The sequence below is a fragment of the Bacillus sp. B1-b2 genome, assembly GCF_009183415.1.
Lineage (GTDB): Bacteria > Bacillota > Bacilli > Bacillales > Cytobacillaceae > Niallia.
The window spans coordinates 29,574-49,308 of record NZ_WEHU01000031.1; the positions used below are offsets into that span (position 1 = coordinate 29,574).

Annotated in this window: 16 protein-coding genes and 1 rRNA gene; 9 read left to right on the top strand and 8 right to left on the bottom strand. The window is 33.7% G+C overall.

Going from position 1 to position 19,735, the window contains the following annotated elements:
- Positions 1–381: 381 nt before the first annotated feature.
- From noc to rpmH, 8 genes are all read right to left on the bottom strand, one after another.
- Positions 382–1,269, bottom strand: coding sequence for a nucleoid occlusion protein (gene noc / locus F9279_RS21015; RefSeq protein ID WP_152116154.1), 888 nt, complete (start codon positions 1,267–1,269; stop codon positions 382–384).
- Positions 1,270–1,474: 205 nt separating this feature from the next.
- Complete coding sequence (gene rsmG, locus F9279_RS21020; RefSeq protein WP_152116155.1) at positions 1,475–2,194, bottom strand: 16S rRNA (guanine(527)-N(7))-methyltransferase RsmG; 720 nt, start codon at positions 2,192–2,194, stop codon at positions 1,475–1,477.
- A gap of 22 nt (positions 2,195–2,216) precedes the next feature.
- A complete protein-coding gene (mnmG, locus tag F9279_RS21025) occupies positions 2,217–4,097 on the bottom strand; it encodes a tRNA uridine-5-carboxymethylaminomethyl(34) synthesis enzyme MnmG (RefSeq protein ID WP_152116167.1) in 1,881 nt (626 codons plus the stop codon).
- Between the two features lie 36 nt (positions 4,098–4,133).
- Positions 4,134–5,519, bottom strand: a complete 1,386-nt coding sequence (gene mnmE, locus F9279_RS21030) for a tRNA uridine-5-carboxymethylaminomethyl(34) synthesis GTPase MnmE (RefSeq protein WP_152116168.1) — start codon at positions 5,517–5,519, stop codon at positions 4,134–4,136.
- Positions 5,520–5,853: 334 nt separating this feature from the next.
- Positions 5,854–6,501: an RNA-binding cell elongation regulator Jag/EloR gene (jag, locus tag F9279_RS21035; protein ID WP_152116156.1), complete on the bottom strand. Its 648-nt coding sequence runs from the start codon at positions 6,499–6,501 to the stop codon at positions 5,854–5,856.
- Complete coding sequence (gene spoIIIJ / locus F9279_RS21040) at positions 6,498–7,274, bottom strand: YidC family membrane integrase SpoIIIJ (protein ID WP_152116157.1); 777 nt, start codon at positions 7,272–7,274, stop codon at positions 6,498–6,500. The genes jag and spoIIIJ overlap by 4 nt, the downstream gene beginning before the upstream one ends.
- A 103-nt stretch (positions 7,275–7,377) precedes the next feature.
- Entirely contained in the window at positions 7,378–7,725 is a 348-nt protein-coding gene (gene rnpA, locus F9279_RS21045; RefSeq protein WP_152116158.1) for a ribonuclease P protein component, read from the bottom strand.
- A 292-nt stretch (positions 7,726–8,017) separates the two neighbouring features.
- Positions 8,018–8,152 (bottom strand): 50S ribosomal protein L34, encoded by a 135-nt coding sequence (gene rpmH / locus F9279_RS21050; protein ID WP_152116169.1) that lies wholly within the window; start codon positions 8,150–8,152, stop codon positions 8,018–8,020.
- A gap of 808 nt (positions 8,153–8,960) precedes the next feature.
- On the opposite strand from rpmH, the gene dnaA reads away from it, so the two are divergent.
- From dnaA to F9279_RS21095, 9 genes are all read left to right on the top strand, one after another.
- Positions 8,961–10,304: a chromosomal replication initiator protein DnaA gene (dnaA, locus tag F9279_RS21055; protein WP_152116159.1), complete on the top strand. Its 1,344-nt coding sequence runs from the start codon at positions 8,961–8,963 to the stop codon at positions 10,302–10,304.
- Between the two features lie 222 nt (positions 10,305–10,526).
- Positions 10,527–11,660 (top strand): DNA polymerase III subunit beta, encoded by a 1,134-nt coding sequence (dnaN, locus tag F9279_RS21060; RefSeq protein WP_152116160.1) that lies wholly within the window; start codon positions 10,527–10,529, stop codon positions 11,658–11,660.
- Positions 11,661–11,874: 214 nt separating this feature from the next.
- Positions 11,875–12,087, top strand: a complete 213-nt coding sequence (yaaA, locus tag F9279_RS21065) for a S4 domain-containing protein YaaA (RefSeq protein WP_152116161.1) — start codon at positions 11,875–11,877, stop codon at positions 12,085–12,087.
- Between the two features lie 17 nt (positions 12,088–12,104).
- Positions 12,105–13,223 carry a DNA replication/repair protein RecF gene (gene recF / locus F9279_RS21070; RefSeq protein WP_152116162.1) on the top strand — a complete coding sequence of 373 codons (1,119 nt, stop codon included), beginning with the start codon at positions 12,105–12,107 and terminating at the stop codon, positions 13,221–13,223.
- Positions 13,224–13,243: 20 nt separating this feature from the next.
- Positions 13,244–13,492 carry an extracellular matrix regulator RemB gene (remB, locus tag F9279_RS21075; protein WP_152116163.1) on the top strand — a complete coding sequence of 83 codons (249 nt, stop codon included), beginning with the start codon at positions 13,244–13,246 and terminating at the stop codon, positions 13,490–13,492.
- A gap of 60 nt (positions 13,493–13,552) precedes the next feature.
- Positions 13,553–15,478, top strand: a complete 1,926-nt coding sequence (gene gyrB / locus F9279_RS21080; protein WP_152116170.1) for a DNA topoisomerase (ATP-hydrolyzing) subunit B — start codon at positions 13,553–13,555, stop codon at positions 15,476–15,478.
- A 126-nt stretch (positions 15,479–15,604) separates the two neighbouring features.
- The gene (gene gyrA, locus F9279_RS21085; protein ID WP_152116164.1) at positions 15,605–18,109 is read left to right on the top strand and encodes a DNA gyrase subunit A; all 2,505 of its coding nucleotides are present in this window, start codon (positions 15,605–15,607) and stop codon (positions 18,107–18,109) included.
- A gap of 163 nt (positions 18,110–18,272) precedes the next feature.
- Complete coding sequence (locus F9279_RS21090; protein ID WP_152116165.1) at positions 18,273–19,346, top strand: HD-GYP domain-containing protein; 1,074 nt, start codon at positions 18,273–18,275, stop codon at positions 19,344–19,346.
- 316 nt (positions 19,347–19,662) lie between these two features.
- Positions 19,663–19,735 (top strand): 16S ribosomal RNA (locus tag F9279_RS21095); the annotation flags it as partial.

Below are 19,735 nucleotides of genomic sequence, written 5' to 3' on the forward strand. Positions count from 1 at the left end.
GTCACCTACCTTTAATTCCATACATACTAATAGATTTTATTAGCGATGGCTTATCATTATAGAATAGATTCGAAAATTAATAGCTTATATGTTTACTATAAAGAAAAAACATTACTTTAACTACACAAAATTGATTACAAATGTATAAAAATTAACATACATATAATCTCGTTTATATTTTATCACGAAAACTTGCAAATATCGTCTTTTTTCTTTTTTATGTGACTTAAATTGGAATATAAAAGGAGAAGAAGATGAAATTAGGGTAATTTTCAGGAGATAATGGAAAGAGGATTTACATCTAGAGGTTACTATAGTACAAAAGAGTAAAAAGGAGATCCTAATTACTCTTTTGACTATTGATTTATATTTATAATATAGCTATTTCTTTTTTGGTATTTTAATAGTAAATTGATAAAAATCTTCGAACTCTTCTTCTTCTGCATTTAAATTGATACCACTATCAGAAACCATTGTCAGTGACTGGCGAATCGTATTTACAGCTATACGCATATCCTTACTAAAAGCCTTTCTTTTTGGTTTTGGCTTTTGCTTAGATTGTTCAAGCATTTTTACAACTCTTTCTTCTGTTTGCTTCACATTTAAGCTTTTCTCAATTATTTCTTGTAATAAATATACTTGCTTTTCTTTTTCCTTAAGTGGAATCATAGAGCGAGCATGACGTTCAGAAATTTGTTTACTTAATAAAGCATCTTGAATCTCTTCTGGTAATTTCAGCAATCTTAGCTTGTTGGCAACAGTGGACTGACCTTTTCCTAATCTTTGTGCAAGTGCCTCTTGAGTGAGATTATGTAATTCTAATAACTTCCCATAAGCAACAGCCTCTTCAATCGGAGAAAGCTCCTCTCGCTGAAGATTTTCAATTAGGGCCACAGAAGCTGTTTCGGTATCATTCATATTCTTAATAATAGCTGGTGCTTCATCCCAGCCTAAAAACTTCATTGCTCTCCATCTACGTTCACCGGCAATGATTTCATATTTACTTTGCTCAAACTCTCTTACTACTATTGGTTGAATAATACCATGTGTATGAATGGTTCGAGCTAATTCTTCAATTTTTTCATTGTCAAACACGGTTCTTGGCTGAAAACGGTTAGGAACAATCTGATTGATTGGGATTCTTTTTACCTCTTCATTATGACCCATCATCTCAATCTCCTCTTGAGCACTATTTGCTTCTAATGGATTATTATTTACTTGATCTCCCTTTTCGCCTAGGCCAAAAAAGCGTGAGAAAGAAGGCTTCATCACCCTGCACCACCTTTACGAAACTCCCTATTTATAATTCTCTGAAAACACGTAACAATCCCTACAAGTCTTGCAATATATAATAAACTTCAACTATCACTTTACACAGTTTGCACGATATCCCACTATTTAAAGCTTCTAGATGAAGGAATATTCTTTTTTTATAGAGGAAGCCTTTGCTATAAGACTGCCTCTACTATTTTTATCATTCAATAGGTTCTTTATTAGGTGTTCCTGCTTTTCTTGGATATTTCTTTGGTGTTCCTTTTTCTTTAGAAATAACAAGTATATTTCTTTCACTTTCTTCTATAGGTAACATGAAAGAATGAGTAGCTGTTATTTTTCCTCCTAATAAGGAAACAGCCTTCTTCCCTGCTTCTGTTTCTTCCTTTGCACTCGCTGCTTTCATAGCTACAAAGGATCCTCCTACTTTAACAAGAGGTAAGCATAACTCGCTTAAAACAGATAATCTAGCTACCGCTCTAGCTGTTACTATATCAAATGACTCTCTAAAATTTGGATTTTGGCCAAAAGTTTCTGCTCGATCATGGATAAATTGAACATGTTCTAATTCTAAAACACTAGCTAAATGTTCTAAAAATCCGATTCTCTTTTTTAAAGAATCTACAATAGTAACTTGTAATTCTGGAAAAACAATTTTCAGAGGGATGCTAGGAAACCCAGCACCTGCACCAACATCACATAAACGCGCATTGGTGCGGAACCCCTCAAAATAAAAGCCCGCTGTAATAGAGTCATAAAAATGCTTTAGATAAACATCTGGTTCATCAGTTATAGCTGTCAGATTCATCTTTTCATTCCAGCTGACTAATGTTTCATAATATTGTTCAAATTGTTTCAGCTGCTTCTCTGATAAGGTGATTCCCTTTTCTAAAAGCATGTTGATAAATAGTTCCGTATTCATAGAAGTACCCTTTCTACAGTGGTTATACTCGAGCAACCTTGCCTTGTTCTAAATATACTAGCAAAATAGAAATATCTGCTGGATTAACACCTGAAATTCTAGAAGCTTGTGCAATAGAAAGTGGACGTACATCTTTCAGCTTTTGCTTGGCTTCTGTTGCTAAACTGGAAATAGCATCATAATCAATGTTTTCCGGTATTTTTTTATTTTCCATTTTCTTAAGTCTTTCTACCTGTTGTAAAGACTTTTCAATATAACCTTCATACTTGATTTGAATTTCTACTTGCTCTTTAATATCATCTGTTAAAGCTGCTTCACTTGGAGTCAGCAGAGAGATATGCTGGTAGTTCATTTCTGGTCTTCTTAAAAGATCTGCTGCTTTTATTCCATCTTTTAACTCACTACCACCTTGTTCTCTAATAGTAGATTGAACTTGTTCATTAGGTTTGAGTAACACTTCTTTTAATCGTTGCTTTTCTTCCTCAATTAATCGTTTTTTCTCAGAGAAGCTAGCATAACGCTCTTCTGTTATTAGTCCAATTTCATAACCAATATCTGTTAGGCGTAAATCAGCATTATCGTGACGAAGTAGCAAACGGTATTCGGCTCTTGATGTTAATAGTCGATAAGGCTCGTTTGTTCCTTTTGTTACTAAATCGTCTATTAGAACACCAATATAAGCATCTGAACGACTTAAAATAACTTCTTCTTTGCCGATTGCATTTAAACCAGCATTCATACCAGCCATCAACCCTTGACCTGCTGCTTCCTCATATCCAGAAGTACCATTAATTTGACCTGCTGTGTATAGGTTCTTAATTTTCTTTGTTTCTAGTGTTGGCCATAGTTGAGTTGGCACAATTGAATCATACTCAATGGCATATCCAGCTCTCATCATCTGCACATTTTCTAAACCAGGAATTGTTCGTAAGATTTCTTGTTGGACATCTTCTGGCAAGCTAGTAGATAGGCCTTGTACATAAACTTCTTGCGTGTTTTTCCCTTCTGGTTCAAGGAAGATTTGATGTCTTGGCTTATCATTGAAACGCACTACCTTATCCTCGATAGATGGGCAGTACCTTGGACCTGTCCCTTTAATCATTCCTGAATACATAGGGGAACGGTGTAGATTTGCATCAATAATTTGGTGAGTAGATTCATTTGTATATGTTAACCAACATGGTAGCTGTTCTGTAATATAATTCGTTGTTTCATAAGAAAAGGATCTTGGGACATCATCACCTGGTTGAATTTCTGTTTTACTGTAATCAATTGAATGACTGTTTACCCGTGGTGGTGTACCCGTTTTAAAACGTACTAAATCAAAACCTAGTTCTTGTAAATGTTCTGATAATCGGACAGATGGCTGCTGATTATTAGGACCGCTTGAATATTTTAGTTCCCCTAAAATAATTTCTCCACGTAGGTATGTGCCTGTTGTAATAACCACAGTATTAGCACGGTATATTGCACCTGTTTTTGTGACAACACCTTTTACCACTTGGTCCTCTACAATTAATTCTTCTACCATTCCTTGTATTAAAGTTAAATTAGATTCATTTTCTAACGTCTTTTTCATTTCGTGTTGATATAAATATTTATCAGCCTGTGCTCTAAGGGCACGAACTGCAGGGCCTTTTCCTGTATTCAACATCCTCATTTGAATATATGTTTTATCAATATTCTTTCCCATTTCTCCGCCTAGAGCGTCGATTTCCCTTACAACTATTCCTTTTGCTGGTCCACCGACAGACGGATTACATGGCATAAAAGCAACCATATCTAAATTTATGGTTAGCATTAACGTTTTTGCGCCAACGCGAGCTGCTGCAAGTCCCGCTTCACAGCCAGCATGTCCTGCCCCAATAACGATAACGTCAAATTTTCCCGCTTCATAATGCATCATGATGCCTCCTTTTATCCTAAATTCCGTACTTTCTTATTTTCCTAAACAGAACTGTGAAAATAACTGGTCAATTAAACTTTCATGAACACTATCACCAATAATTTCACCAAGTAGTTCCCATGTTCTTGTTAAATCAATTTGAACTATGTCAATTGGCGTACCATTTTCTGCACCCTCAATAGCTTCACTTATAGAGCCTAAAGCTTGATGTAATAAAGAGATATGTCTTGAGTTAGAAACATATGTCATATCACTAGACTCAATTGTTCCTTCGAAAAATAAGGAAGCGATAGCCTCTTCTAGAAGATCAATGCCTTTATCCTCTAATAATGATGTAGTGATAATTTTTCGATTTCCTGCCAATTGCTTTACTTGCTCTAAATCAATTTGTTGTGGCAAATCTGTTTTATTAACAATGACTATAAAGTCCATACCCTCTGCTGCTTTAAATATGTTTCTATCCTCTATCGTTAATTCTTCTGCGGAGTTTAATACTAATAATATTAAATCTGCTTCTTTTAATACTTTTCGAGATTTTTCCACACCGATTTGTTCAACTATATCTTCTGTTTCTCGAATTCCTGCTGTGTCTAATAAACGAAGCGGAACTCCTCTCACATTTACATATTCTTCAATAACATCTCTAGTAGTTCCAGCAATATCTGTAACAATAGCTTTATTCTCTTGTACTAGACTATTTAAAAGAGAAGACTTCCCTACATTTGGTCTTCCTACTATTACTGTTGCTAAACCTTCTCGCAAAATCTTTCCTTGCTGAGATGTCTGCAATAATTTATTTATTTCATCACGAATATAGATAGATTTCTCCAGCATTAAGCTCTGTGTCATTTCTTCTACATCATCGTATTCAGGATAATCAATGTTAACCTCTACTTGTGCTAATGTTTCTAATATTTCTTGGCGCAAATGTCTAACTAATTTAGACAATCTACCTTCCATTTGACCTAAAGCCACATTCATTGCACGATCTGTCTTGGCTCTTATTAAGTCCATTACTCCCTCTGCTTGAGAGAGATCTATTCTTCCATTAAGGAAAGCTCTTTTTGTAAACTCTCCTGGTTCAGCAATTCTTGCACCATGGATGATTGTTAGTTGTAATAAACGATTTACTGAAGCAATGCCTCCATGACAATTGATTTCAATAACATCTTCTTTTGTAAATGTTCTTGGCCCTCTCATCACTGAAATCATTACTTCTTCTACCACTTCTTGTGTTGCTGGATCAACTATATGACCATAGTGAATCGTATGAGTTGCTACTTCACTCAATTTTTTTTGATTTATGCTTTTAAACAGTTTATCTGCAATTTGAACTGAATCTGGCCCACTCATACGAACAATTGCTATCGCTCCCTCACCCATTGGAGTCGATATTGCGGCAATCGTATCTAAATCCATTCTATTCACCTCGAGTTTCTTCCAAATATCTATATATAACTTTCGTAAGCATCTTTGACATGACTACAATAGATTAGATTAACATATCCACAAGTTTAAAAAAAGAAAAAAATCCGCGCAATTATCCACAACATACTTGTCTATTTCCTTTTATTTTATCTTATCCACATGTGAATAACAATAAAACGAAAAAGAAATATATTATCTTAACAAAGAAAAAAATTATTTCTTGTCAAAAAAGAGTCTGAGACTGCCCTTAATTGAAATGACCGTAATAAAAATCGGTAAAAAAAACGGAATGAAGCATCTAGCTAAACTAGAGCTTCATTCCGTTTTATTGTCTTTCCTTTATTATTTTACCTTTTTGAATGAATGGTGCGATAATAATATGACGCTTAACGTCCTCGCCTGACGAATATGTTCTAACGCCTTTAAAACGAACCAACGCAGAATGAATCGTTTTTCTCTCATTCGATGGCATCGGTTCTAGTGGTATTTCTTTTCCTAGTTTTACTACTTTATGAGCAATTCTTTCAGCAAGCTGTATAAGAGCTTGCTTTCTTCGCTCCCGATAACCTTCTGCATCTAAGGTAATGTTATAGTATTCTCTTGCTTCCTTGTTAATCACTAATTGTGCTAAATATTGAAGGGAGTTAAGGGTCTGACCACGTTTTCCTATTAAGAGTGCTATTTTGTCTCCAGACAGCTCATATAGAATATTTCTACCATTGGTCTGAATTTCTATGTGAACTTGAATCCCCATTTTTTCACAAACATCTACTAGAAAGTGTTTAACAAATTCTACTGGATCTATTTTTCTCTTTACTATTACTTTTGCAAAACGAGCACCAAATCCCAAAAAACCTTTTTTTCCTTCATCAACAACAATGATTTCAACTTGATTTCTTGTTGTTTTTAACTGAGCTAAAGCTGACTCCACTGCTGCATCGACATTTTGTCCTACGGCAGTAACTTCTTTCACTTTTTCGCTCCTCCTGCCTTACTTGTTTGAGCTGCCTGTTTAATTTCAGGTCCTTTAATAAAGTATGTTTGGATAATAGTGAAAATATTACCAACTACCCAATAAAGAGATAATGCAGCTGGGAAGTTAATGGCAAATACAAGAATCATAATTGGCATAATCCAAACCATCATTTGCATTTGTGGATTTGCAGGAGTACCTGCCATTGTCATCTTGGTTTGAATAAATGTCGTAATACCTGCAATAATCGGTAGTAAATAATAAGGATCAGCTTCACCTAAACTAAACCATAAGAAATCATGAGAAGCGATTTCTCTTGTTCTAGAAATAGCATGGTAGAATCCGATTAGGATTGGCATTTGTACAATTAATGGAAAACAACCTGCTAATGGATTTACTTTATTCTCTTGGAATAGCTTCATTGTTTCTTCTTGAAGCTTTTGTTGAGTCTTTTGATCTTTAGAACTATATTTTTGTTGCAACTCTTTCATTTTTGGCTGAATAGCTTGCATTGCTTTCGCATTTTTCGTTTGTTTAATCATAAGTGGCAGAATAACTAGGCGAACTAGTATTGTAACAATGATAATAGATATACCATAGCTACCGCTTGCAAACTCTGCTGTTTTAATAATTAATTGTGATAATGGGTAAACAATCCATTCATTCCAAAAACCTTCACTCTTAGAGGTGATTGGCTGATTGAATTCTGAACAGCCAGCTAGAATAGTCATCAAAAAAATGAGACCGACTACCAATAATAATTTCTTTTTCAAGCTGCAAATCCTCCTGTGATACAAGATTTTATATTAAAAGAATCTCTTTCTATTATTGTAACTGATATTCTGATGTTAGGAAACGCTTAAACATATTTTCCTATTAATTCTTTCTTGATAGTACCTTAGCAATCTTTAATATATGTTCTAAACTCTTCTTTAACTCTTCAAATTCCATATCTGAAACCGGTTTTCTAGCAATAATAACATAATCAAATGTATGCTCTAATTGACCTTCTAATTCTAGAAATGCCTGTCTAATATATCGTTTCACTTGATTTCTCATTACTGCATTTCCAATCTTCTTGCTAACAGATAAACCTATTCGAAAATGCGATTGCTCTTTTTTTGCTAGCTTATAAATAACAAACTGCCGATTAGCAAAAGATTGTCCTTTTTTAAAAACTAGCTGAAATTCTTTGTTCTTTTTTATTCTAAATTCTTTTCTCAAATTTTTTACTCCTTCAGATCCCTCAAGTTATTGGCTGACTTTTCATTAATCACAGGAAATAGCTTTAAACCAATATAATAACCTGAAGAAATTAGTCCTATTTTCATAATAGAGAGAAGGGGAATTATTTAATGAATAAAAGTTAGCCACTAGTTTCTTTCCATGCAAGTAGTGAATTACCACTACTATTTATTGACCAAAACTAAAATTGGCATTCTTCATTCAAGCACCTTTTTAAGTTTTTTAATCTTTTTTTCTATAATTGAAAAAAGACCACTGACGTTTCAGTGGCCTAAGCTGATAATACTTTTCTTCCTTTGCGTCGACGACGTGCTAAGACGTTACGTCCATTTGCACTACTCATACGGCTACGGAATCCGTGAACTTTACTTCTTTTACGTTTATTTGGTTGAAAAGTTCTTTTCATTGTATATGACACCTCCCTGAGGAATAGCTGTTACAGACAGTCCTTACAATTATATAAACATAGGTAATTAATTGTCAACTATCATTTAATTTTCTTTTTAAAATCTATCTAGTAGTTAGTATCCTTTTTTCTTAGATCTTCTTCTAAATAAAAAATAATCGCTCCTCTAAACTTTATCCTCGTCCGTTTATTATACCCCTAATTCCTTATAATAACTTACTTTTATCATAACATTTTACCATTTTTTCGACGATTGTGGATAAATTTCGACGTAAATATTCTATCCACAACTGTTACTGACAACTTTTCAACAAACTAAAACCCTGTGGACATTTTTTACTAACAAGTTAATTAGCTTGTGGATAAGATATTAAAAAGCATTGCAGTTATTGCTGTTTTTTGATATTATAGTTTTGTTTTCACATTTGAATAAATTATGTGCATAACTTCAATATCCACAGACTGTGGATAAACTGTGGACATCTTATTCTAACTATCTGGACAGAGTTGTCCACAATTAGTGGATACTGTCGAAATACCACTTATCTTCCTTATTATATATTTTTCCACATCTATTTTTAGATAACGTATTTTATTTCTACCTATTTTGATATACGTATCTTCAATTTAGGTTTAGGCACAATAATATCGATTAGAAAAAATAAAAATTTCATTTAACATTTATGTCGAAATAAAGTGCAAAAAATGTCTATACCCCCACTATTTTGGGCATGGACATCTTTTTATTCTGCACGTTAAAAAGAATTATTTAACCTAAAAAAATCTTTGGTAAAGGAGGCGAAGCTAATTGAAAAACATTACCGATCTCTGGAACAATGCTCTTCGTAATATTGAGGAAAAAATTAGTAAGCCTAGTTATGATACTTGGCTTAAAGCAACAAAAGCTCATTCATTACAAGGAGATCTATTAATTATTACAGCACCAAATGAATTTGCTCGTGATTGGTTAGAAGAAAGATATTCCCAACTTATTTCAGGAATTCTTTATGAAATCACTGGTGAGGAACTTATGGTGAAATTCATCATCCCTCAAAATCAAAAAGAGGAAGAGTTTGATCAACAGATTTCTGCGAAAAATAAAAAAATTAAAGATGATGAAGTAGTAGAACAAACCATTTTAAATTCAAAATATACATTTGATACTTTCGTAATAGGTTCTGGAAACCGATTTGCTCATGCAGCATCACTTGCAGTTGCAGAAGCTCCAGCAAAAGCATATAACCCTCTATTTATTTATGGAGGAGTTGGACTTGGAAAAACCCACTTAATGCATGCAATTGGGCACTATGTTCTAGACCATAACCCTACAGCAAAGGTGGTTTATTTATCATCTGAGAAATTTACGAATGAATTTATCAATAGCATTCGTGATAATAAGGGTGCGGAATTCAGAGATAAGTATAGAAATGTAGATGTTCTTCTAATAGATGATATTCAATTCCTCGCTGGAAAAGAATCGACACAAGAAGAATTTTTCCATACTTTTAATACTCTTCATGAAGAAAGCAAGCAAATTATTATATCCAGTGATCGACCACCTAAGGAAATTCCAACTTTAGAAGACCGTTTACGTTCTCGTTTTGAATGGGGATTAATTACAGACATTACTCCTCCTGATCTAGAAACGAGAATTGCTATTTTAAGAAAAAAAGCGAAAGCAGATGGATTAGATATTCCTAACGAAGTGATGCTTTATATCGCTAATCAAATTGATTCAAATATTCGTGAATTAGAAGGAGCACTTATTCGAGTAGTAGCCTATTCATCCTTAATCAATAAAGATATCAATGCTGATTTAGCAGCTGAGGCACTTAAAGATATTGTTCCAAGCTCTAAACCAAAAGTTATTACTATTCATGATATACAAAAAGTAGTCGGAGAACTATTTAGCATAAAGTTAGAAGACTTTAAAGCCAAAAAACGAACGAAATCTATTGCTTTTCCTAGACAAATTGCTATGTATTTGTCTCGAGAATTAACAGACTTTTCCTTACCTAAAATAGGAGAAGAATTTGGTGGAAGAGACCATACTACTGTTATACATGCACATGAGAAAATATCTAAGCTGCTTGTTAGTGATTCCAACTTACAAAAGCAACTCAAAGAAATCAATGAATTGTTAAAGGTATAGCCAATTATCTTATATACAACTATAGTTGAATTATGTGTATAACTTTTATATACTTAAACACAGTCTATCCACATGTGGATAGACTGTGTTTCCTTATTAAAACTCACTTATCCACATACTAACAGGACCTACTACTTATACTACTATTTTTTAAAAGAAATATATTATTAATAATAAGCATTTAGAACCTATCAATTAAAACTTTTTTACGGAGGATTAGTCATGAAATTCATCATCCAAAAAGAGCATCTTGTTCAAAGCGTTCAAGATGTTATGAAAGCTATTACTAGTAGAACAACAATCCCTATTTTAACTGGAATAAAAATAGTAGCTAGTGAAGAAGGCGTAACATTAACAGGATCTGATTCAGATATATCTATTGAATCTTTTATTCCTAAAGAAGAAAATGATCTGGAAATAGTGGAAATAAAAAAACCGGGATCTATTGTTTTACAAGCTAAGTTTTTTAGTGAAATCGTAAAAAAACTACCTACAAGCCAAGTAGAAATAGAAGTAGACAATTTACAAACGGTTATTCGCTCTGGAAAATCAGAATTCAATCTAAATGGACTAGATTCTGAAGAATATCCTCATTTACCTGAGTTATCTGAACAGAACTTATTTAAGATTCCAGCAGACTTACTGAAGAATCTTATTAAACAAACAGTATTTGCAGTGTCCACCTCAGAAACACGCCCTGTGTTGACAGGTGTAAACTGGAAGGTGGAAAATGATGATTTAATCTGTATTGCAACAGATAGTCATCGACTAGCACTAAGAAAAGCTAAGTTAGAAACGACATTAGAACAGTCCTTTAATATTGTTATTCCAGGAAAAAGTTTAAATGAATTAAATAGAATTTTAGATGATCATGATGAATATGTAGAAATAGTGGTAACTCAAAATCAAATATTATTTAAAACAAAGCATATTCTTTTCTTCTCTAGATTATTAGAGGGAAACTACCCTGATACTAACAGACTGATTCCAAATGAAAGCAAAACAGATATTGTTGTGAATTCGAAAGAGTTTCTTCAATCCATTGATCGTGCTTCTTTATTAGCTCGTGAAGGCAGAAACAATGTAGTTAAGTTTTCTACTGTTGGAGAAAATGTAGTGGAATTATCCTCTTTTACTCCTGAAATAGGAAAAGTAGTTGAGGAATTAGTGAGTGAATCAATCGTTGGAGAGGAACTGAAAATATCTTTTAGTGCTAAATATATGATGGATGCATTGAAAGTGTTGGAAGGATCGGAAGTTAAAATTAGTTTTACAGGAGCAATGAGACCTTTTGTTCTTCATCCTACGAATGATGATTCCACCTTACAATTAATTTTACCAGTAAGAACTTATTAGAAAGTGGAAAAGGTGTTCTGATTAAAGAACACCTTTTCTTTTTCACCTAGGGTGTTTGAATAAAAATACAAGGAGGTTTATAAAAAAAGGATTAGATTTCGCAGTTTTTTATGGATTTCCTTTGGAGAAAGTAGAAATATTTCACTTTTCTTTGTGCTTCTACAAATTATTTAGTAAAATAGAAAGATACGATTAAACTTGAAAGAGTGAAGAAATGGATAATCAAATTAAGATTAAGACGGAGTATATTACCTTAGGTCAATTTCTGAAAGTGGCAGAAATAATACAATCAGGTGGAATGGCTAAATGGTTTTTAAGTGAACATGAGGTGTTCATAAATGGTGAGCAAGATCAGCGTAGAGGACGTAAGTTAAGAAGCGGTGATTCCATAACGATTCCTTCATTTGGCACATACACGGTTTTATAAAAAGGGTGAACTCAGGGATGTATATTGATAAGTTACTTTTGAGAAATTACCGAAATTATGAGGAGTTAGAAATCTCATTTGAAAATAAGGTGAATGTCATCCTTGGAGAAAATGCTCAAGGAAAAACCAATGTGATGGAATCTATCTATGTTTTAGCAATGGCTAAATCACATCGTACTTCTAACGATAAAGATCTTATTAAATGGGATACAGATTATGCTAAAATAGAGGGTACATTAGTGAAAACACATGGGAAAGTACCCATGCAGTTAGTTGTGTCCAAAAAAGGTAAAAAGGCTAGATATAATCATATTGAGCAGCGGAAATTAAGTCAGTATATAGGGAATATGAATGTAGTGATGTTTGCTCCAGAAGATTTAAATCTAGTAAAAGGAAGCCCTCAAGTTAGAAGAAGATTTATTGATATGGAGATTGGACAGATTTCACCTATCTATTTACATGATATGGGACAGTATCAAAAGATATTACATCAGCGTAATAGTTTTCTTAAACAAATGCAATTGAGTAAAAATAAAGATGAAACGATGCTTGAAATATTGACGGAACAATTTATTGAGCTAGCCGTTAAAATTGTGGCAAAACGATTTGAATTTCTCCGTTTATTACAAAGTTGGGCAATTCCCATTCACCAAGGAATATCGAGAGGTTTAGAAACTCTTGATATTCGCTATAAGCCATCTGTAGATGTATCAGAAGAACAGGAATTGTCGAAAATGAAAAGTATATTCGAAGATAAATTCCAAGCATTGAAAAAAAGGGAAATAGATAGAGGTGTGACGATGTTTGGCCCTCATCGAGATGATGTGCTGTTCTATGTGAATGGAAAAGATGTTCAAACATTTGGGTCTCAGGGACAACAAAGAACTACAGCGCTATCCATCAAAATGGCTGAAATCGAATTGATACATTCGGAAATTAGAGAATACCCCATTCTTCTTCTGGATGATGTTCTTTCAGAGCTAGATGATTACCGCCAATCTCACCTTCTCCATACGATTCAAGGAAAAGTGCAAACATTTGTGACAACTACCAATATAGACGGTATAGATCATCAAACATTAAAGGAAGCAACAACGTTTCAAGTGGATTCGGGGACGATTAAGATGGGCCATTAAATTCCTTCTGAGGTGAGAGAATGTACGTTCATATTGGTGAAAATATTCTTATAAGAAGCACAGATATCATTACTATTTTAGATAAACAAACGGTAGAGGCTTCCCCTATTTCACTAGAATTTATGGAAAAACAGAAGAAATTGATTTCTAATATAAAAGGTTCTATTTATAAATCCATTGTGATTACAAAAGATACCATATATTTATCTCCTATAGCTTCTAATACGTTAAAAAAACGATCCATGCAATTAATGGATCATGAATACTAGTGAAAAATGAATTCTGTTAAAAATTTGATGTAAATGGAAAGTTAGGTGAATTATATGTCAATGGAACAAAATCCTGTTGAACAACAATCTTATGATGAAAGTCAGATACAAGTTTTAGAAGGCTTAGAAGCAGTTCGCAAAAGACCTGGTATGTATATTGGATCAACTAGTGGAAGAGGATTACATCATTTAGTTTGGGAAATAGTTGATAACAGTATTGATGAAGCATTAGCTGGTTTCTGTGATGAAATCAATGTGATTATCGAAAAAGATAATAGTATTACAGTGAAAGATAATGGTCGTGGGATTCCTGTTGGTATACATGAGAAGATGGGAAGACCAGCTGTTGAAGTTATTATGACAGTGCTCCATGCTGGCGGAAAGTTCGGTGGTGGAGGATATAAAGTATCTGGTGGTCTACATGGTGTTGGTGCATCTGTTGTAAATGCTCTTTCAACAGAGTTAGAGGTTTTTGTTCACCGTGATGGCAATGTGTATTATCAAAAATATCAAAAAGGGGTACCAGCTGCCGATTTAGAAATTATTGGTGAATCAGATAAAACTGGTACTATTACTCACTTTAAGCCAGATGCGGAGATATTTAAAGAAACACTAGAATATGAATACGAAACACTAGCTAATAGGATTAGAGAGCTTGCTTTCTTAAATCGAAACATTCGTATTACCATAGAAGATACACGAGAAGGAATGGAAAGACGAAAAGAATACCACTATGAGGGTGGAATAAAGTCTTATGTGGAGCATTTAAACCGTAATAAGGAAGTTCTTTTCGAGGAGCCAATTTATATTGAAGGAGAAAAAGACGGTATTACGGTTGAAATCTCTTTTCAATATAATGATGGATATACAGGTAATATTTTCTCATTTGCGAATAATATTAATACTCATGAAGGTGGAACGCATGAATCTGGCTTTAAAACAGCATTAACTAGAGTCGTAAATGATTATTCAAGAAAAAATGGCTTAGTAAAAGATTCAGAGACAAATCTTTCTGGTGAGGATGTAAGAGAAGGAATTGTAGCAATCGTATCCATTAAGCATCCTGATCCTCAATTTGAAGGACAAACGAAAACTAAATTAGGTAATTCAGAAGTACGTGCTATTACAGATACCATATTTTCAGAACACCTAGATAAGTTTTTATTAGAAAATCCTACTGTCGCTCGTAAAATCGTAGAAAAAGGGCAGATGGCATTAAGAGCACGAATAGCTGCTAAAAAAGCACGTGAGTTAACTCGTCGTAAGAGTGCATTAGAGGTTTCTAGTTTGCCAGGTAAATTAGCAGATTGTTCTTCTAAAGATCCATCAATCAGTGAATTATTTATTGTAGAGGGAGACTCAGCAGGAGGATCAGCTAAATCAGGAAGAGATCGTCATTTCCAAGCAATACTACCTCTTAGAGGGAAAATACTTAATGTTGAAAAGGCGAGGCTAGATAGAATCCTTTCTAATAACGAAGTACGTTCTATGATAACTGCTATTGGGACTGGAATAGGTGATGATTATGATATTTCAAAAGCTCGATATCATAAAATCGTTATTATGACAGATGCGGATGTTGATGGTGCGCATATTCGTACTTTATTATTAACCTTCTTCTATCGATATATGAGAAAGATAGTAGAAGCAGGTTATATCTATATTGCTCAGCCTCCTTTATTTAGTATTAAGCAAGGAAAAAAATTAGAATATGCATATAGTGATAAACAACTTCAAAATGTATTAAGCTCACTACCTGCTAATCCAAAACCGAACGTACAACGTTATAAGGGATTAGGAGAAATGAATGCAGATCAGTTATGGGATACAACAATGGATCCTGAGACAAGAATCTTACTTCAGGTTAGTTTAGATGATGCGATTGAGGCAGATGAAACGTTCGAAATGTTGATGGGTGACAAAGTAGAACCACGCAGAAACTTTATTGAAGAAAATGCGACATATGTTAAAAATCTGGATATTTAATTAAATAAATGTTGAGAAGTATCGTACTTCTCTTTTTTAAAACAAGTGTCCATAATTTATAAGAAATAAACCTAGTTCCTTCTAAGGTAACTAGGTATGGTTATTTCTTAAGGAGGTTTCCTTACCATGGCGGATATGCCGAATTCTCAAATTCAAGATAGAAATATTAGTAAAGAAATGCGTGATTCTTTTTTAGATTACGCAATGAGTGTTATTGTATCTCGTGCTCTACCGGATGTAAGAGATGGATTAAAACCAGTACACAGACGTATTTTATATGCGATGCATGATTTAGGTATGCACTCTGATAAGCCATTCAAAAAGTCTGCTCGTATTGTTGGAGAAGTAATTGGTAAGTATCACCCTCATGGTGATAGTGCTGTTTATGAAACAATGGTACGTATGGCACAATATTTTAACTATCGCTACATGTTAGTGGATGGACATGGTAACTTTGGTTCTGTTGATGGTGACTCAGCAGCAGCTATGCGTTACACAGAAGCAAGAATGTCCAAGATTGCTATGGAACTATTAAGAGATATTAATAAAGATACGATTGACTATAAGCCTAACTTTGATGGAGAAGAGAAAGAACCAGTAGTCTTGCCTTCTCGATTCCCAAACTTACTTGTTAATGGTACAAGCGGAATAGCAGTAGGTATGGCAACAAATATTCCTCCTCACCAACTAGGAGAAATAATTGACGGTGTTCTTGCGATTAGTAAGAATGAGGATATTACTATTCAAGAACTAATGGAAATCATCCCAGGACCTGACTTTCCTACATATGGAATGATTCTTGGCAAAAGCGGCATTAGAAAAGCTTATGAAACAGGACGAGGATCTATTATTCTTCGCGCTAGAGTAGAGGTTGAAGTTAAACCTAATGGTAAGGAAGTTATTATTGTTAAAGAAATTCCTTATCAAGTAAATAAAGCAAGACTAGTAGAACGTATTGCTGAATTAGTTCGCGATAAGAAGATAGATGGTATTACTGATTTAAGAGATGAATCAGATCGTAACGGAATGCGAATCGTTATGGAAGTTCGAAAAGATGCTAATGCCAATGTTTTATTAAATAACTTATATAAACATACAGCTATGCAAACAAGCTTTGGTATAAACTTATTAGCATTAGTAGATGGACAACCTAAGGTTCTAAACTTAAAACAATGTCTAGCTTATTATTTAGATCATCAGAAAGTAATTATTCGTAGAAGAACAGAATTTGAATTAAGAAAAGCAGAAGCAAGAGCTCATATCTTAGAAGGTTTACGTATTGCCTTAGATCATTTAGACGAAGTGATCAAATTAATTCGTAGTTCACGTACAACTGATATTGCGCGTGAAGGATTAATGACTAACTTTAATTTATCAGAAAAACAAGCTCAAGCAATTCTTGATATGCGTCTTCAAAGATTAACTGGATTAGAAAGAGAAAAAATTGAAGAAGAATATCAAGAACTTATTAAGTTGATTTCTGAACTAAAGGCAATTCTAGCAGATGAAGAGAAAATATTGGAAATCATCCGAGAAGAATTACTAGAATTGAAAGAAAGATTTAATGATAAACGCCGCACAGAAATTGTTGCAGGTGGTCTGGAAATGATTGAGGATGAGGATCTAATCCCACAAGAGAATATCATTATTACCTTAACGCATAATGGGTATATCAAGAGATTACCAGCATCTACTTATCGTGCTCAGAAACGTGGTGGAAGAGGAATCCAAGGTATGGGTACTAATGAAGACGATTTTGTAGAACAGCTAAGCTACACGTCTACTCACGATACTATTCTTTTCTTCACCAATAAAGGAAAGGTATATCGATTAAAAGGGTATGAGATACCAGAATTCAGTCGTACTGCAAAAGGTATTCCAATTATTAACCTTCTTGGTGTAGAAAAGGATGAATGGGTAAATGCTATCATTCCTGTTTCTGAGTTTGTAGATGATTGGTCTTTATTCTTTACAACTAAAGAAGGGGTATCTAAGCGTTCTCCTCTTTCTTCTTTTGCCAATATAAGAAACAATGGATTAATTGCTGTTAATTTAAGAGAGGGAGATGAATTAATCTCCGTTCGGTTAACAGATGGATCAAAAGAGATTATTATTGGAACTAAGAAAGGTCTACTTATCCGATTCCCAGAGACAGATGTACGCTCTATGGGTAGAACAGCTACTGGTGTAAAAGGAATTACATTATCAGAAGGTGATGAAGTAATTGGAATGGAAGTATTAGAAGAGAATACGGAAGTTCTAGTTGTTACTAAGTACGGTTATGGAAAAAGAACATCAGCTGAAGAATATAGAGTGCAAGGTAGGGGCGGTAAAGGTATTAAGACCTGCAATGTCACGGATAAGAATGGTGAACTTGTTTCCATGAAAGCAGTGACAGGCGAAGAAGACTTAATGATTATCACCACGGGTGGAGTTTTAATTAGAATGGCAGTAGGCGATATTTCTTCAATGGGAAGAAGCACGCAAGGTGTTAGATTAATTAAACTGAATGAAAAAGAAGAAGAGTTTGTAGCTACCGTAGCTAAGGTAGAAAAAGAAGATGATTCTGAAGAGGATGTAGAATCAACTGAATCAAACTCTCTAGAAGAAGAGCAAACTACAGAGGAATAAAAAGAAGGCTATCAGAAAATTATCTGATAGCCTTCTTTTTGATTAGTAATACCTATAGATGATTTAAATGAAAAAGTACTTTTAGATTATAATAATGGTTAACTTTTCAAATTAAATGCATTAAAATAGTAAAAAAGTCCGAAAATCAAAAAGGTGGATGTAAATGGATATTCATATTGCAGATTTAAAGCCTGGCTGCATTTTAGCTGAAGATATTTTCAAATCAACAAATAGACCCATAATGAAGGCTAATACAGTAATTAATAGTGAGCATATAGAATTTTTAAAAGCATTCTTAATTGATCAATTGGTAATAGAAAATACACTTATTGATGGTTCTCAGTTTGTAAAATCTATGGAGCTACCAGTTGCAGCAACAAATGAAACAAAAACTCCCTTCTTTGAGAAGTTTCTTCATTCTGTTCAGTTGTATAAGAAGGAATTTATCTCTTGGCAATCTGGATTGCCGGTAGATATAAGTAATGTCCGAAATCTACTATTACCCTTGTTAGAGGATTTAGATGAGCTTTCAAAGGAATTAGTCTCTCTCTATCACCTATCTAATAAAATGGAGTATATCTATCAACATTCGGTAGCTGTCGCTATTATAAGTGCATTAATTGCAAAAAAAATGGATTATTCTTATGGAAATATCGTTCAAGTAGCATTAGCTGGTTGTTTAAGCGATGCAGGAATGGCAAAAATCAATGGGCGCTTGCTACATAAATCAGAACCTTTAACAGAAGAAGAATTTAACGAAGTGAAAAATCATACTAAATATAGTTTGAGTATGATTCCTGAACATTCACTCTTAAAAAAGGAAACAAGACTAGCTATCTTTCAACATCATGAGAGAATAGATGGAAGTGGTTATCCTTTAGGGAATGTAGATAATATGATTCATTCATTTGCAAAGATTATAGCAGTTGCAGACACTTTTCATGCGATGACCTCAGAACGCTTATATAGAAAGAAGCAATCTCCTTTTAGAGTAATAGAAAAGATTCAACAGGATCATTTTGGGAAATTTGATTTAATTGTTGTTCAAACATTATGTAGTGCTATTATGCAATTTACCACGGGAAGCATTGTTAAACTATCAAATGGAGAGAAAGCAGAAATAATGTTTATGGAAGCTAACTCTGTAAGACCTTTAGTGAAAATACTAGATAATGATAATATATTAGAATTAGAAAGAAATAGACATCTGTTTATAGAAGAAGTAATTAGATACTAAATTTATCCACATTCGTATAAATAGTAAAGGCAGCTTGCTTGTACAGGAAGCCGTCTTTTTTTATTTTAAAATATATTAAAAAAGTTGTTGCAATAATATTTAATCGTTGCTATAATAATACAAGTCAGCAAGTTGCTGATAAAAAAATATAAAAAGAGATTGACATATATAAGAACAAATGTTAATATATAAAAGTTGTCTCTAATAAGTATTTGCTCTTTGAAAACTGAACAATAAACGTCAACAATAGTCGTTCTTAAATGAACGAAACAAGTAATACAAAAGCTAGAGTTTAGCAATGAGCTAATCTTACTCTTTATTGGAGAGTTTGATCCTGGCTCAGGACGAACGCTGGCGGCGTGCCTAATACATGCAAGTCGAGCGGACTT

Coding starts and splice junctions, on each gene's coding strand:
- noc (WP_152116154.1), bottom strand. CDS start 1,269: ATGAAGCCTTCTTTCTCACGCTTTTTTGGCCTAGGCGAAAAGGGAGAT.
- rsmG (WP_152116155.1), bottom strand. CDS start 2,194: ATGAATACGGAACTATTTATCAACATGCTTTTAGAAAAGGGAATCACC.
- mnmG (WP_152116167.1), bottom strand. CDS start 4,097: ATGCATTATGAAGCGGGAAAATTTGACGTTATCGTTATTGGGGCAGGA.
- mnmE (WP_152116168.1), bottom strand. CDS start 5,519: ATGGATTTAGATACGATTGCCGCAATATCGACTCCAATGGGTGAGGGA.
- rpmH (WP_152116169.1), bottom strand. CDS start 8,152: ATGAAAAGAACTTTTCAACCAAATAAACGTAAAAGAAGTAAAGTTCAC.
- dnaN (WP_152116160.1), top strand. CDS start 10,527: ATGAAATTCATCATCCAAAAAGAGCATCTTGTTCAAAGCGTTCAAGAT.
- yaaA (WP_152116161.1), top strand. CDS start 11,875: ATGGATAATCAAATTAAGATTAAGACGGAGTATATTACCTTAGGTCAA.
- recF (WP_152116162.1), top strand. CDS start 12,105: ATGTATATTGATAAGTTACTTTTGAGAAATTACCGAAATTATGAGGAG.
- remB (WP_152116163.1), top strand. CDS start 13,244: ATGTACGTTCATATTGGTGAAAATATTCTTATAAGAAGCACAGATATC.
- gyrB (WP_152116170.1), top strand. CDS start 13,553: ATGGAACAAAATCCTGTTGAACAACAATCTTATGATGAAAGTCAGATA.
- gyrA (WP_152116164.1), top strand. CDS start 15,605: ATGGCGGATATGCCGAATTCTCAAATTCAAGATAGAAATATTAGTAAA.
- F9279_RS21090 (WP_152116165.1), top strand. CDS start 18,273: ATGGATATTCATATTGCAGATTTAAAGCCTGGCTGCATTTTAGCTGAA.